This is a genomic window from Deinococcus frigens DSM 12807 (assembly GCF_000701425.1).
Taxonomy (GTDB): domain Bacteria; phylum Deinococcota; class Deinococci; order Deinococcales; family Deinococcaceae; genus Deinococcus; species Deinococcus frigens.
The window spans coordinates 1-13,515 of sequence record NZ_JNIW01000077.1 but is presented as its reverse complement, the minus strand read 5'-3'; the positions used below and the strand labels follow the sequence as shown (position 1 = coordinate 13,515).

Here is a 13,515-nt window from a genome sequence, read left to right as displayed (position 1 = left end):
GCTCAGAGGTGGAAATCTGGGTAGATGAGCGACAGCACCAGAGAGTCCAACTGGAGTGGCAATTCTCCATCAAAACGGCCAGAACCAAATTCAAACGCCATTATGATAAAATCAGAATTAATTGAACGCTGTAATTATTCCCCCGCCTACCGTTTCTCGCTGCTGTGCCCTGGCTTGGCCTTTAATTCGGGCCGGACATGATGCGCGGCGTGGTTGGCGGCGACAGCGGCCTGCGCAAAGGCCACCGAGATCAGCTTGAAGTCGCCGCCCGACTGGGCCAGATCGCCCACCACATATATGCCGTCCAGCACGGTGCGTCCGCCTGCGCCGTCCGGAACATATTCGCCGCGCCAGTCCAGTGGCCACGATTGAACGGGGGAGAGGTCCGGCAGGTAGCCGCCTAGGGCCAGCACGGTGTCGGCTCGAATAACGCGCGTTTCGCCGTCCATCTCCACCTCGGCTCCCTGCGGACCGAGTGAGAGCAGGCGGGCGGGAGCCAGGATTTCGAGTTGACCGCTTGCCCGCGCCACTTCGAGGTGTGCCAGCGTCGCTGGATCGCCCCTGAGTAAGGCCCGGCTGTTGGTCAGCGTCACGTCCGCTTTCGCCTCCAGCAACTCCAGCGCTGCCCTCGCTGCCTGCGGCACGCCGCCCACGATCAGCACGCGCCGCCTGCCCAGCTCGGTGGAATCGGGGAGGTCCGTTCGGACATCTGGGTGGGTGTCTGCGCCTGGCAGGCGGGCCGCGCGGGGCAACAACGCGCCCAGGCCCGCCGCCAGGATCACTGCGCCCGCCGTGCAGCTTCCCTGATCTGTTTCGATTCGCCAGCCGTCGCCGTCCCGCTCCAGCGTGCGTGCCACCGTATTCACACGCACATCCACGGGCAATCCATCCAGTTGCCTCAGCAGGTGCGCCGCCACTTCCGCCGCCCGCGCCCCCGGCAGGCCCGGCACGTCGTACACGCGTTTGTCGGGGTAGAGGGCGCTCAGTTGGCCCCCTGCCTCGCCCCGCGCCTCCAGCACGCGCACCCGCAGGCCGCGCCAGCCCGCGTAAAAAGCCGCGTGCAGTCCGGCGGGGCCAGCGCCGATCACCAGAATGTCGGAGTGCAGGGTGTTGGGCCGCTGGGGCGTCATCAGAAAAGAAGTATGGCAAAGCGGGCGGAGACGAATGCCCGCCCCTCCTACCAGGCGCGCTACTTCTGGCGGTGGCCCAGCATCTCGTGCTTGTGCACCACTTTCGCGCGGGGGCGGCCCTGCGCCTGGCCCTGCGCCTGCTCGTGGGTGTCCAGCGCCTGCCAGTCGGCAAAGGTGTACACGTCCACGCCGCGCTCTTTCAGCAGGGCGTCCACGTCGGCACGGCTCGCCTGTTCGGCCACGGGCAACGTTCCGGCATCGGCGATCAGGTGGGCCACGGTGTCGGTGGCGTCCTTGCGGTTGGTGCCGATCACGCCGCTGGGACCGCGTTTGATCCAGCCGGAGGTGTACTCGCCCGTGCGGCCCTCCACCCGGCCTTCAGTGTTGGGAATGACGCCGCGCCTGTCGTCGAACGGCACGCCCGGCAGGGCCACGCCCCGGTAGCCTACCGAGCGCAGGACCATCTGCACGGGCAGCACCTCGGTTTCGCCCGTGCCCACCGCGTTGCCCGAGTCGTCCAGCGTGTTGCGCTCCACCTTCAGGCCAGAAACGTGGCCATCCTCGTCGCCCAGAATCTCTACCGGGGACACCAGAAAACGCAGATGAATGCGGCGCGGCTTGCCCTCCGGCGTGCGGCTGGAGAAGTCGCGCAGGACTTCCAGATTCTTTTTCACCACGTTGTCGCTGATGGCGGCCTCGGACGCCTCGTCCACCGCAACCTCCTGCGGCTTGACCACCGCATCGGCCTCCGACAGTTCACCGAATTCGCGTAGTTCCTTGGTGGTGAACTTGGCCTGCGCCGCGCCGCGCCGGCCCAGAATCCAGACGTCCTTGACCGGGCTGTTCGCCAGCGCCTCCAGCGCGTGCGGGGCAATGTCCGACGCCTGCAACTCGCCCACCGTCTTGAGCAGAATGCGGCTCACGTCCAGCGCCACGTTGCCCACGCCCACCACGGCCACGCCGGACGCGCTCAGGACCATCTCGCGGGCGGCGGCGTCGGGGTGGCCGTTGTACCACGCGACGAATTCGGTGGCGCTCATCGAGCCGCCGAGGTCCTCGCCGGCAATGCCCAGGCGGCGGTCCCCGCTGGCCCCCACGGTGTACATGATCGCGTCGTAATGCGCCTTCAGATCGTGATGGGTCAGGTCCTTGCCAAATTCTACGTTGCCTAAAAAGCGCACGCGCGGATCGCTAAAGGTCTTCTCGAAACCCCTGGTCACGCTCTTGATGGTCAGGTGGTCCGGCGCGACGCCGTAGCGCACCAGACCGTAAGGGGTGGGCAGACGGTCAAACACGTCCACCTCGGCGGGCAGGGCGGTCTGCTTGATCAGCGCCTCGGCGGCATACACGCCGCTGGGTCCGCTGCCGATCACGGCGACGCGCAGCGGACGTTCAGTGGTAAAGGGGTGGCTCATGGGCGCGAGTTTAGAGTCTCAGCGGCTGAGGATGGACGGAAAGGCTGGATGAAGAGGCAGGCAGTGCGGGCGGGAGCCGGGTGGCCGCCTCGCCATCAATCTTTGGCGTGACGAAGAAGAAGGCCAGCGCCAGCAGCAGATAGACTGCCAGCAGCAGCACGCCCTCGAACCAGGTGGCCTCGCCGTCCTTGGTCACGGTGGTGACGGTCAGCGCCACGGCGACAATGGCCACCAGCTCCAGCGGGCTGGAAAAAACCAGGTTCATGGGTTGGCCGATCAGATACGAGATGATCACCAGCACGGGCGCGGTAAACAGCGCCACCTGAATCGTGGCCCCCACGGCGATGTTGATGGCCAGCCCCAGTTTGCCCTGCCGCGCAAAGTAACTGCCCGCCAGGTACTCGGCGAAGTTGCCGACCACCGCCAGCACGATGATCCCCAGGAAAAACGGACTCAGGCCCAGTTGCGTGCTGGTGGCCTCCAGCGCCCCGGACAGCATCTCGGATTCCACCGCGATAAACACGGTTGCGCCCACCATCACGGCGGCGGCCTTCCACACGGGCCACAGGGTGAGGCTGTTCCCATGTTCGCCCTCTTCCTCGCCCCGCGCGAAGACGTCCTTGTGCGTGACCAGCGTGTAGACCAGGTTCAAGCCGTAGACCGCGATCAGCACGCCCGCCACGCCCAGGCTGAGGGACTCGTCCAGATTGCCGCGCGCCGCCGCGCTGCCCGCCAGAAAATCGGGCAGGCGTTCGGTGTAGTCGAACAGCGCCGGAATCAGCAGCGCGATGACCACCAGAAACAGCATGGAATTGAGCTGCCCAGCATTCTCGCGGTTGAATTTCTGCCGCTCCCGCCCAAAGCTGCCGATCAAGATGGCGAGGCCCAGACCCAGCAGCGCGTTGCCGATGATGCTGCCGGTAATCTGCGCCTTGACCACCGTGGTATTGCCGCCCAGCAGCACGAAGATGGCGATGATCAGTTCCGCCAGGTTGCCAAACGTGACGTTTAGCAGACCGCCGATGGTCTGACCGGCCCGCGCCGCGATCTGCTCGGTTCCCTGCCGCAGCAGATCGGCCAGCGGGATAATGGCGATCACCGCCGTGGCAAAAACCCACAGCGGCGGTGCTTTGAAGACCCACTCCAGCAACAGGCTGATGGGGATAAACGCCAGCAGCAGTTTCATCCACATGGGGCGCAGTGTAGGCGCGCTTGTTGCAATCAACGAAAAGGGTTGAGATTTGCTTCAGGGTGATGGGGAGACTGCCACGCCTTCACTCCTCCGGCTCCGCAGCCTTGCAAGTCCGGCCCCTCGCGTCACCTCGCCTGAGAGGGGAGGCAAGGAGCTAGCGGCGCTGAACATCCGCACTTCTCCGCTCCCGTTTGAGGCGAGCTGTCAGCGCCCCTGATGGAAGGCTTCTCCTGCCAGCCCCAAAACCTCCTGCAACTCCTCGTGAGTCCGCAGAATTCGCCCCGCCCCCGCCCCCGTCAGATGGGCGGCGTTGTCGGGGTGGACGTGGCCCCCGGCCAGCAGGCCCCAGGCCGTCGCCCCAGCCGCCACGCCCGCGCTCAGGCCGGTCACGCTGTCCTCGATGACCAGGCAGCGGGTGATGTCCGCGCCCAACTGTGCGGCGGCATAGGCATACAGGTCCGGGGCCGGTTTGCCGCGGCCGCCGACATGGGCCGGGTCATAGGCGTGTGCGCCCACCACAGGCGCGAGGCCCGATGCCTCCAGCTTGCGCTTCAGGCGGCTGCGCAGGCTGTTGCTGGCGACGGCGAAGGGGAGGCCCGCCCCGCGCAGGAGTTCCAGCGTCTGCGCCGCACCCTCGATGGCCTGCGTGCTGCCGAACGCCTCGTGCAGTCGGGCGTCCATCTCGGGAATGAAACCCTCAGGCCGCGCCCAGCCGAAGTCGCGCCTGAGCCACTCGAACAGCGCCACATGCGTCCCGCCCACGGCGTGCGCCATGAAGGTGGGCAGGTCAATGTCCAGCCCATGCTCGGTCAGGAGGTGTACCCAGACGGTGTTGGCCTGGAGTTCGCTGTCCACCAGCACGCCGTCCAGATCGAAGAGGACAGCTTCAAACTCAAATTCGGGCATCAGGTGTCACTGTCCGGGCCATTTTCCCAGCCCGCCAGGATGTGAATATGGGTATGAAAGACCACCTGCCCGCCCTTCTCGCCGGAGTTGACCAGCAGGCGGTAATCGGCGGCGTGCTGCCGGGCCACCTTCACGGCGGTCAGCCACAACCGGCCCATCTCGTCCGCGTCGCTGATCTCGTCCAAGCGGGCGCTGACTTTCTTGGGCACCACCAGCAGGTGGATCGGCGCTTTGGGCGCGATGTCGCGGATGGCGATGTAGTCGTCGTCCTCGTACACGATGTCGCTGGGAATCTCACGGGCGATGATGCGCGTGAACAGGGTGGGAGAGGCGGTCATGCACCCACTCTAGCGAGGCGGCGGACCTTTATGCGGCGTTTATGTTCAGGTGGCGTCTGATCCGGTTGTCGGGCCGCCGCATATACCCGGTTGAGTCAGGAGAGACCGACTTCAGTTCTCCATTCCTCCCGCGCTCCATCCGATCAGGACATGCCTTTAGGCGCAGTCCCGTTCTTCCCTCTTGCCACCAAGGAGCATTTCCCATGACCGAAATTGACACTGCCCATACCGACACTGCCCATACCGACACTGCCAGCCTCAACCGCCGCGCCGCCCTGGGTGTTCTGGGCAAGGCGGGCCTGGGGATGGCCGCGCTGGGTCTCGCTGCGCCTGCCCTGGCTGCTCCCGCCAAGGACATCGACGGCGACGTGCTGAACTTCGCCCTGAACCTGGAATACCTGGAAGCGGCGTTCTACCTGGCCGCCGTGGGCCGTCTGGACGAACTGAAGAAGATTGGCGGGGACGCGGCCATTCGGGTGCCCGCCGGACTGGACATGGCGCGCGGCATGCAGTTCAAGGACAGCACCGTGCAGGCGATGGCCAACGACATTGCCGAGGACGAGCTTTCGCACGTCAAGTTCCTGTACGGCGCGCTGGGCAAGGGCGCGGTCATGCGTCCGGTGCTGGACCTGAACGGGGCGTTCCTGGCGGCAGGCAGCGCGGCCAGCGGCGGGGCCATCAAGGGCTTCAACCCCTATGCCAATGACCTGTTCTTCCTGCACGGCGCGTTCATCTTCGAGGACGTGGGCGTCACCGCCTACAACGGCGCGGCCACGCTGATCACCAATCCGGCGTACCTCCAGGCCGCCGCCGGAATCCTGGCCGTCGAGGCGTACCACGGCGGCGCGATCCGCACCCTGCTGTACCAGCAGCGCCAGATCACGGCGGCAGCGGGGCTGTACGTGGGTCAGGTCGTGCAGGCCATCAGCACCCTGCGCGCCGGGGTGGGTGGCGGCAAGGACATGGGCCTGAGCGACAGCGCCGGGAAAGCCGTATTCGCTCCTGCCGACAAGAACGCCGTGGCCTACGCCCGCAGCACCCGCGAGGTGCTGAACATCGTCTACTTGGCCCCCGGCGCGAACAAGGGCGGCTTCTTCCCCAATGGCCTGAACGGCGCAATCAAGTAAGGCTGGGGGAGGCGGGTCTTGGTTTCGCCTGCCTCCAGATCACCGAGAATTCAACAGACAGCCTGCATGCGAGCGTGGGCTGTTCTGTTGTCGCTGACAGCCGACTTCTAGCCCCCACCCAGGAACCGCAGCGTTTCCGCGTACAGCATCTCCGTCGTTTCCAGGCTGGTGAAGTTGTGCGTGCCGCCGGGAATAGCCGCCGCGTCGCAACCCAGCGCCTGGGCGTAGCGCACGCCCCACTCGGGCGGGCAGGTGGTGTCGGCGTCGCCGTGGATGACGTGGGCCACACCGCCCCAGGCGGCGGCAGCCTCCAGCGGGCGCAGGCGCGGCAACTCCTGCAAGAAGGCGCGGCCCAGCGGCCAGCCGTCCACATCGGTGACTGTGGGGGGCAGCACGCCGCCGCGCAGCAGGGGTAGCCACAGCTCCGGCAAAGCGGGTGCCCACAGCAGCAGCCGGTGGGCGCGCGCCCGCTGCGCCGCCAGCGCCGAGACCATGCCGCCCATGCTGTAGCCCAGCAGCGTCACCCGTTCGGGATCGAGGCCAGGCTGATCACGCAGATGGTCGGCGGCGGCGCTCGCGTCCTCCACCTCGCGCGAGACGGTCATCTCATGAAAATCGCCCTGCGAATCGCCGCTGCCCCGGCAGTCGAAGCGCAGGCTGGCCATGCCCCGCGCCGCCAGCACGCGCGACAGCAGCACGAACAGGCGGTGGTGTTCGGTGCGGTGGCCGGTGTAGCCGTGGACCATGACCACCGAGGGCCAGCCCTGCGCCGGGGCCGGGGAGTCGGGGGTGTGGAGCATGCCGTACATCCGCTGCCCATCCACTGAAAATTGCTCGAACTGTTCCATGCGGGGCATTGTGGCAGAGCGCAGCCTGCGGGGCAGCGGCGTCGGCCCTGCGCCCTACAATCGGGCGGTGAACACTGACCCTCAACTTCCGCAAAAAGTCATTCTGGACGGCGATCCGGGTCTGGACGACGCCGTGGCGTGGCTGCTGACGCTGGCCAGCCCGGAGGTGGGGGTGCTGGGCATCACCGCCACGCACGGCAACGTGGGTCTACCCCTGACCGTCCACAACGCCGGGGTCACGCTGGCGCTGGCCGGAGAGGTGGGTGCGGCTGTGCCCTACTTCGCTGGGGCGGACCGTCCCCTGGTGGCCGATGCGGTGACGGCGGCGGCCATCCACGGCGATTCCGGGTTGCCCGCCGCCGGTCTGCCGCAGCCCACGCGCCCCCCCGAGGCCGAACACGCCGCCGATTTCATCATCCGCACCGTCCAGGCGTACCCCCACGAGGTCACGCTGCTGGCGACGGGACCGCTGACCAATCTGGCCCTGGCCTTTCGCCTGGTCCCCGAACTGCCCCAACTGGTACGGGAGGTGGTCTGGATGGGCGGCAGCACGGCGGGCGGCAACCGCACCCCGGCGGCGGAATTCAACGCCCTGGCGGACCCGCATGCCGCCCGGATCGTCTTTGAGTCCGGCGTGCCACTGCGCATGGTGGGCCTGAACGTGACCATGCAGTGCGTCGCGGACCCTGAGCGCATCGCCGCCCTGCGCGGCCTGGGCAACCGCGCGGGCGAGGTCTGCGCCGAGCTGCTGACCTTTTACGCGGGTGTGTACCGGGAGCGCTACGGCCTCAGCGGCGGCGCGCTGCACGATCCGCTGGCGGCGGCGGCGGTGATCCGCCCGGACCTGCTGGACTGGCAGCCCATGCGCGTGGACATCGAGATTCAGGAGGGCCTGAACTTCGGGCGCACCGTCTGCGATCTGCACGGCGTGACTGAGCTAGTCCCCAACGCGCGGGTGGCGGTGGGCGTGCGCGACGAGGCGTTCTTTGCGCTGCTGCTGGAGCGGATAGAGGCGCTGCCATGAACGCCGCCTTCTGGCGTTGACCGCCCCTGCCCCGGCGCGCTAAGATTCCGTCCGCGCCCCGGCGCGGTGGCCCACTGACGCGGTGGCCATCTTGCAACAGGCCGATGTGGCGGAATGGTAGACGCACTCGACTCAAAATCGAGCGGGAAACCGTGGGGGTTCGAGTCCCCCCATCGGCACCACCAAAAAGCCCCGCCTGGCGCGGGGTTTCTTCTTTTGCGTCATCGGCGAATGCGGAACTGTTGTGTTGATTGCCAGCGGCCCGGGCGGCGCTGGAAAAGGGGCAGGAGACTCGCCCGCTTAGCAGATCCATTCGTCTCGTTAAAACGACCGCACAGTTTCTGTGGTAGCGGGGTATCTGTATCGATTCAGTTCCATTCCTGCTAGCCTCTGTCCATGACCCCTATGGCAAGCGGGACGAGGCAGCTCAAGTGGTGGCAGAGCGGCATCATCTACCAGATTTACCCGCGCTCATTTCAGGATAGCAGCGGCGACGGCGTGGGTGACTTGCGCGGCATCACGGCGCGGCTGCCGTATCTCAGGAGCCTGGGCGTGGAGGCCGCGTGGCTCTCGCCGATCTTCACGTCGCCCATGCGCGACTTCGGCTACGACGTGGCCGACTACTGCGACATCGACCCGCTGTTCGGCGATCTGGTCGACTTCGACGCGCTGGTTGGGGAGGCGCACGGCCTGGGCCTCAAGGTGATGCTCGATTACGTGCCCAACCACACTTCCTCGGATCACGCGTGGTTTCAGCAGGCGCTGACGGGCAGGGACAGCGAGAAACGCGACTGGTACGTATGGCGCGATCCGGCCCCGGACGGCGGGCTGCCCAACAACTGGAAGTCCTTTTTCGGCGGCCCGGCGTGGACGCTGGACCAGGACAGCGGGCAGTATTACCTGCACCAGTTTCTGCCTAGCCAGCCGGACCTGAACTGGCGCAACCCCGACGTGCGCGCCGCCATGTTCGAGGTTTTGCGCTTCTGGATGCGCCGGGGCGTGGACGGCTTCCGGGTGGACGTGATCTGGCTGCTGGCCGAGGACGAGCGCTTTCTGGACGAACCCGCCAACCCCGACTGGCAGCCCGGCGATATCGAACACAACAGCGTCACGCACATCTATACCCAGGACCAGCCGGAAACGCACCAGTACATCCGCGAGATGCGCGCCGTGCTGGACGAGTTTGATGACCGCATGATGGTGGGGGAGATCTACCTGCCGGTGGACCAGTTGTTGCCCTACGCCGGAACCCCGGACGCGGCGATGGTCCATCTGCCCTTCAACTTCCACCTGATCCTGCGGCCCTGGCAGGCGGCAGCGGTGCGCGAATTTGCCGACGACTACGACGCCGCGTGCCGCAAGATCGGTACCTGGCCCAACTGGGTGCTGGGCAACCACGATCAGCCTCGCTTCAGGTCACGGGTGGGTGCGGCGCAGTACCGCGTGGCCCAGACCCTGCTGCTGACCCTGCGCGGCACGCCCACGGTGTACTACGGCGACGAGATCGGCATGGCGAACGTGCCCGTCCCCCTGGACCGCATGGTGGACCCGGCAGGGTTGCAACAGCCTGACAGCCCTGCCGCCAGCCGTGACCCGGAGCGCACCCCGATGCAGTGGGACGCCTCGCCCAACGCGGGCTTTAGCGCGGCGGAGGCGATCCCCTGGCTGCCGCTGGCCGACGACTTTTCAGCCGTGAACGTGCAGGCGCAGGAGGCAGATTCCCACAGCGATCTGAATTACTTCCGCGCCCTGACGCAGCTCCGGCAACAGCAACCCGCGCTGGTGGGCGGCGATTACCACAGCCTGAACAGCGGTCACGAGGATGTCTTCGCCTTCCGCCGCATCCTGGACGGCCAGAGCGTGACGGTGGTGCTGAACTTTGGCGCAGGAGAGCCTGAGCTGGGCGAACTGGCGGCGAGTCCGGCGCTGCTCAGTTCATGTGGCGATCACCCCGAAAGCGGCACGAAGCTGCGGCCCAACGAGGCGCGCATCATTCTGGGATAACGCACAGAGGTCTGGAGCCGCCAGCGGGAACCCTCCCGGTGGCGGCTGGCTCCTGCTGATGTCACCAACTTCAGAATTTTAGATTGGACAGTTCCAGCATCCTCTCGCGGACCCAGCCGGCGTTGCCGGGGCGTTGCGCTCGGTCCTGGCGGGTCAGGGTCAGATACAGGGAGCACAGCGGGTCCGGGTGATACGGCGCGGGGCGGGTGGGGTCCGGCAGCGAGCCGAAGATGCCCCAGCCCAGCAGCATCCCCACGCCGTACAGGTCTGCCTCTGGCCCCAGCGGTTCGCCGCGCGCCGCCTCGGGACTCTGGAAGGCCGCCGTACCGAAACGGGTGGGCACCTCAAAGGTTTCCAGCGCCGGGCCAGCCAGGTCTAGATCGACCAGTTTGGCGCTGCCGTCCGGCTCCACCACGATGTTTTCCGGTTTGATGTCGCGGTGGATCAGCCCGCACGAATGCAGGTATGCCAGCGCGTCCAGCAGGTGCGTCAGCGTCAGCAAAAAGGCGCGGCGCTCGGATTTCAGCGCAGGCCGCCGCACGTAGCGCGAGAACAGCGCCTCGCCGCGTGCCAGGCTGCTGATCAGCACGGAGCGGCCTTCCAACGTGCCGCGCCCCAGCACCGAGGCCAGTCGGGAGTGGGCCAGCCCGCTGGCATGCCGAAATTCGCGCTCGGCAAAGGCGATCAGATCGGCGTGAAAAACCTTGACCGCGCAGGGCTGGCCGGCATGGTTCACCGCAAAATAAACCAGACTGTGCGAGCCACGTCCGACGGGCCTCACCAACCGCACGCCATCACCGACCACCTGTCCCGCCAGAGCCATTGATCTCAGGTTAATGCAGTCAGACCGTGGAAACTGAATCAATTGTTCTAGAAACAGTCCTGCCCACAGGTCCGGCCTGCGGACCATTTCTGGAGGGCAGGGGAGGTCTTCACAGGAGTGGTCCAGAGTCTCGGGTTGCTGCCGCCGCACCTGAACGCCGGGCCATCAGACCAGAACCACCAGCACAGGGCCACCAGACCATGGGCCAGACTGCTGCCCGGCAGGGCTACAATCGCGCACATGGGCAGTCGGGAGCGGCAATAAACGGTTACGGGCTGGTGCTGGGCGGCGGCGGCGCGCGGGGGCTGGCCCACATCGGCGTGTGGCAGGTGCTGGAGGACGCGGGCCTTAAACCCAGCATGGTGGCCGGGACCAGCATGGGCGGCCTGGTGGGGGCCTTTATCGCGGCAGGCTACAGCGGGGCCGAGCTGGAGCGCATCTCAGGCACGGTTTCCTGGCGGCGTTTGCTGGACTGGCGGCCCGGCACCGGCCTGCTCAAGATCTCGGCCATGGAGGGCTGGCTGGCACAGAACCTGCCCCAGACCTTTGGGGAGCTGTCCATCCCTCTGGCGATCACCGCCACCGACATGCTGACGGGCCGGGGCGTGTACCTGACGCGCGGCAGCCTGTTCGAGGCCCTGCGTGCCACCAGCGCCTACCCCGGCGCGCTGGACAGCGTGCCCATGCGCGACATGCTGCTCTCGGACGGCGGCATTCTGAACCAGGTGCCGGTGGACGCCGCGCTCTTTCTGGGAGCGCGGAAGGTGCTGGCGGTGGACGTAACGGCCCCCGATCCGCTGGAGCTGCACGAACGCCGGGTGCTGCTCTGGAAGCGCGAGGCCCACCTGAGTCCGGTAGGGGCGTTGCGCCGCGCGGTGGAGATCATGCAGGCGCAGCTCACCGACGCCCGCCTGAGTCTCTACCGCCCCGACGTGCTGCTGCGCCCCAGCCTGGGCAACATCGACCTGATGAACTTCAACCGCACCGATCAGGCTGTCAAAGCGGGCCGGGAGGCGGCGCTGGAGGAGTTGCCGCGCTTAAAGGCGTTGCTGGGGGAGGGGTAAGACGCGGTCTGGGCCTTTGAAGTTTGAAGCCCGGCGTGCTGAACCGGGCGGGCTGAAAGCCAGACAACCCCCTGTCTCCGCTCCCTCTGGGCGTTGACCATCCACCGCCACCTCAATCCGCTATCCTGCCCGGTGCATGACAAGACTCAAGTCCGCCGCACCCACCACCCTTCAGAAAGTGTGGAAGGATTTTCTGGAACCCATCGTCTTTGCGGTGGTGATCACCCAGTTTGTGGCCACCCTGGTGGGCGTGGACGGCGTGAGCATGATGCCCAATCTGCGCGACCGCGAGCGGGTCTTCGTTCCCAAGTACGAGACGTGGCTGCACAAGGCGGGCGTGGGCGATTTCAGCCGGGGCGACATCGTGATCTTCAAGCCCCCGCCTGAGGCTTCCGCACAGATCGGCAACCTGAACAAGAACTTTTTGGGGTTGTGGAACTACCGTCCCTTCCTGATTAAGCGTGTGATCGGGTTGCCCGGTGACAAGGTCAAGGTGGAGGGCGGCGAGGTGACCGTGAATGGCGTCAAGCTAGACTCGGGCTGGACCACCGATTACTGGCGGCAGCAGGGCTGCTGGGACAACCAGAGCGAATTGGCGAACAGCGCCACGTCTAGCCGCGCGGGAGTCATGCCCGATCAGGCCGAGATCACCGTGCCGTCCGCGCATTACTTCGTGATGGGCGATAACCGCACCGCCAACGGCTCGGAAGACTCGCGCCTGTTTGGCCCGGTGCCGAGGCGCGATGTGGCCGGGCGTGCGGCGGCGGTGGTTTGGCCGATCATGCGCAAAACCAACGCCAAATACGACTGCGCCACCGAACGCGTCGGCGAACTGAGCGGCCCGAATGTCTTGAACTGGCGCGCGCTGGGCCGCCCGGCTGGATTCAACGTGCTGAAGAGTGAGTTGCAGAAGTAAGCGTAAGCTTTCAGGATGCGCCGATTGCTGCTTCCACTGATGGCCCTGGCTCTGGGAAATTCAGCCCTGGCAGGGGGTGGGGGCGGCTGTACAAATCAGGCGCAGAAGACCGTCCCGCAGGGGTTTTCCCTCCTCTTTTCCCAACGGCTCTCTGAGGGTTGCCTCTTCGTCGCCAATATCGCCAACTTTGAACACGCCAAACGGCTGAGCGTACAACTGCTTGATCCTGTGGGTTTGTCACCAAAGTGGCGACTGAGGCTGGATGGAAATGCCTTCGGAAATGACAGTGACGGGCCGGGCTGGGGCATCGTGAAAGGCGTCCTGTGGATGCAAGGCACGGACAGTTTGGAAATGTGGTACTCCAGAAATTACGGCGTCAATCTGGCCGATGGGACAGTGATCTGGACTAAACGACCCTGCACTTTCAGTGCAGGGGTTTGGGAAGCGACTAAAGTCGCTGTCATTCTTCGAGGATAAATGTCTCCGAGTCCTGATTTGACCCGTGCTGGTGATGTTCCAGATATTTCTGCACCATCTCCTCGGTCACATTCCCCGTACTCCACGCTCCATAGCCCACCGCCCAGAAATGCCGTCCCCAATATCGCTGCTTCAGATGCGGGAATTCCTGTTGCAGCATTCGTGACGTTCTCCCCTTCATCTGTTTGACCAGCTCGCTCACCGACACCTTGGGCGGATATTCCAGATGCATATGGATATGCTCTTTGCTC

General features: G+C 65.9%; 14 protein-coding genes and 1 tRNA gene. 7 read left to right on the top strand and 8 right to left on the bottom strand.

Annotated features, from left to right (window positions below):
- Nucleotides 1-146: 146 nt before the first annotated feature.
- The 5 genes from Q322_RS0117855 to Q322_RS0117835 form a co-directional block, all read right to left on the bottom strand.
- The gene (locus Q322_RS0117855) at nt 147-1,130 is read right to left on the bottom strand and encodes an NAD(P)/FAD-dependent oxidoreductase (protein ID WP_029479233.1); all 984 of its coding nucleotides are present in this window, start codon (nt 1,128-1,130) and stop codon (nt 147-149) included.
- Nucleotides 1,131-1,189: 59 nt separating this feature from the next.
- On the bottom strand, nt 1,190-2,545 hold the full coding sequence (locus Q322_RS0117850; protein ID WP_029479232.1) for an FAD/NAD(P)-binding protein: 1,356 nt from the start codon (nt 2,543-2,545) through the stop codon (nt 1,190-1,192).
- Nucleotides 2,546-2,555: 10 nt separating this feature from the next.
- Nucleotides 2,556-3,737 carry a calcium/proton exchanger gene (cax, locus tag Q322_RS0117845; protein ID WP_034418997.1) on the bottom strand — a complete coding sequence of 394 codons (1,182 nt, stop codon included), beginning with the start codon at nt 3,735-3,737 and terminating at the stop codon, nt 2,556-2,558.
- 204 nt (nt 3,738-3,941) lie between these two features.
- Nucleotides 3,942-4,643, bottom strand: a complete 702-nt coding sequence (locus Q322_RS0117840; protein ID WP_034418996.1) for an HAD family hydrolase — start codon at nt 4,641-4,643, stop codon at nt 3,942-3,944.
- On the bottom strand, nt 4,643-4,981 hold the full coding sequence (locus tag Q322_RS0117835; protein ID WP_029479229.1) for a histidine triad nucleotide-binding protein: 339 nt from the start codon (nt 4,979-4,981) through the stop codon (nt 4,643-4,645). The genes Q322_RS0117840 and Q322_RS0117835 overlap by 1 nt, the downstream gene beginning before the upstream one ends.
- A 203-nt stretch (nt 4,982-5,184) precedes the next feature.
- Here Q322_RS0117835 and Q322_RS0117830 point away from each other — a divergent pair, with 203 nt between their 5' ends.
- A complete protein-coding gene (locus tag Q322_RS0117830; RefSeq protein WP_029479228.1) occupies nt 5,185-6,108 on the top strand; it encodes a ferritin-like domain-containing protein in 924 nt (307 codons plus the stop codon).
- 107 nt (nt 6,109-6,215) lie between these two features.
- Here the strand turns inward: Q322_RS0117830 and Q322_RS0117825 are convergent, their stop codons facing one another.
- On the bottom strand, nt 6,216-6,956 hold the full coding sequence (locus tag Q322_RS0117825) for an alpha/beta hydrolase family protein (protein ID WP_029479227.1): 741 nt from the start codon (nt 6,954-6,956) through the stop codon (nt 6,216-6,218).
- 67 nt (nt 6,957-7,023) lie between these two features.
- On the opposite strand from Q322_RS0117825, the gene Q322_RS0117820 reads away from it, so the two are divergent.
- From Q322_RS0117820 to Q322_RS0117810, 3 genes are all read left to right on the top strand, one after another.
- Nucleotides 7,024-7,980 (top strand): nucleoside hydrolase, encoded by a 957-nt coding sequence (locus Q322_RS0117820; RefSeq protein ID WP_029479226.1) that lies wholly within the window; start codon nt 7,024-7,026, stop codon nt 7,978-7,980.
- Nucleotides 7,981-8,080: 100 nt separating this feature from the next.
- Nucleotides 8,081-8,162, top strand: a tRNA-Leu gene (locus Q322_RS0117815).
- A 214-nt stretch (nt 8,163-8,376) separates the two neighbouring features.
- Nucleotides 8,377-9,984: an alpha-amylase family glycosyl hydrolase gene (locus tag Q322_RS0117810; protein ID WP_029479225.1), complete on the top strand. Its 1,608-nt coding sequence runs from the start codon at nt 8,377-8,379 to the stop codon at nt 9,982-9,984.
- A 70-nt stretch (nt 9,985-10,054) separates the two neighbouring features.
- On the opposite strand, the gene Q322_RS0117805 is transcribed toward Q322_RS0117810, so the two are convergent.
- Complete coding sequence (locus Q322_RS0117805) at nt 10,055-10,807, bottom strand: serine/threonine-protein kinase (RefSeq protein ID WP_029479224.1); 753 nt, start codon at nt 10,805-10,807, stop codon at nt 10,055-10,057.
- Between the two features lie 200 nt (nt 10,808-11,007).
- Here Q322_RS0117805 and Q322_RS0117800 point away from each other — a divergent pair, with 200 nt between their 5' ends.
- From Q322_RS0117800 to Q322_RS23595, 3 genes are all read left to right on the top strand, one after another.
- Nucleotides 11,008-11,871, top strand: a complete 864-nt coding sequence (locus Q322_RS0117800) for a patatin-like phospholipase family protein (protein ID WP_084148071.1) — start codon at nt 11,008-11,010, stop codon at nt 11,869-11,871.
- A 136-nt stretch (nt 11,872-12,007) separates the two neighbouring features.
- Nucleotides 12,008-12,787: a signal peptidase I gene (lepB, locus tag Q322_RS0117795; protein ID WP_029479222.1), complete on the top strand. Its 780-nt coding sequence runs from the start codon at nt 12,008-12,010 to the stop codon at nt 12,785-12,787.
- 15 nt (nt 12,788-12,802) lie between these two features.
- Complete coding sequence (locus Q322_RS23595; protein ID WP_156953141.1) at nt 12,803-13,264, top strand: hypothetical protein; 462 nt, start codon at nt 12,803-12,805, stop codon at nt 13,262-13,264.
- Here Q322_RS23595 and tnpA read toward each other — a convergent pair.
- The coding region (gene tnpA, locus Q322_RS0117790) for an IS200/IS605 family transposase (RefSeq protein WP_029479221.1) at nt 13,248-13,515 on the bottom strand (268 nt) is incomplete at its 5' end. The genes Q322_RS23595 and tnpA overlap by 17 nt on opposite strands.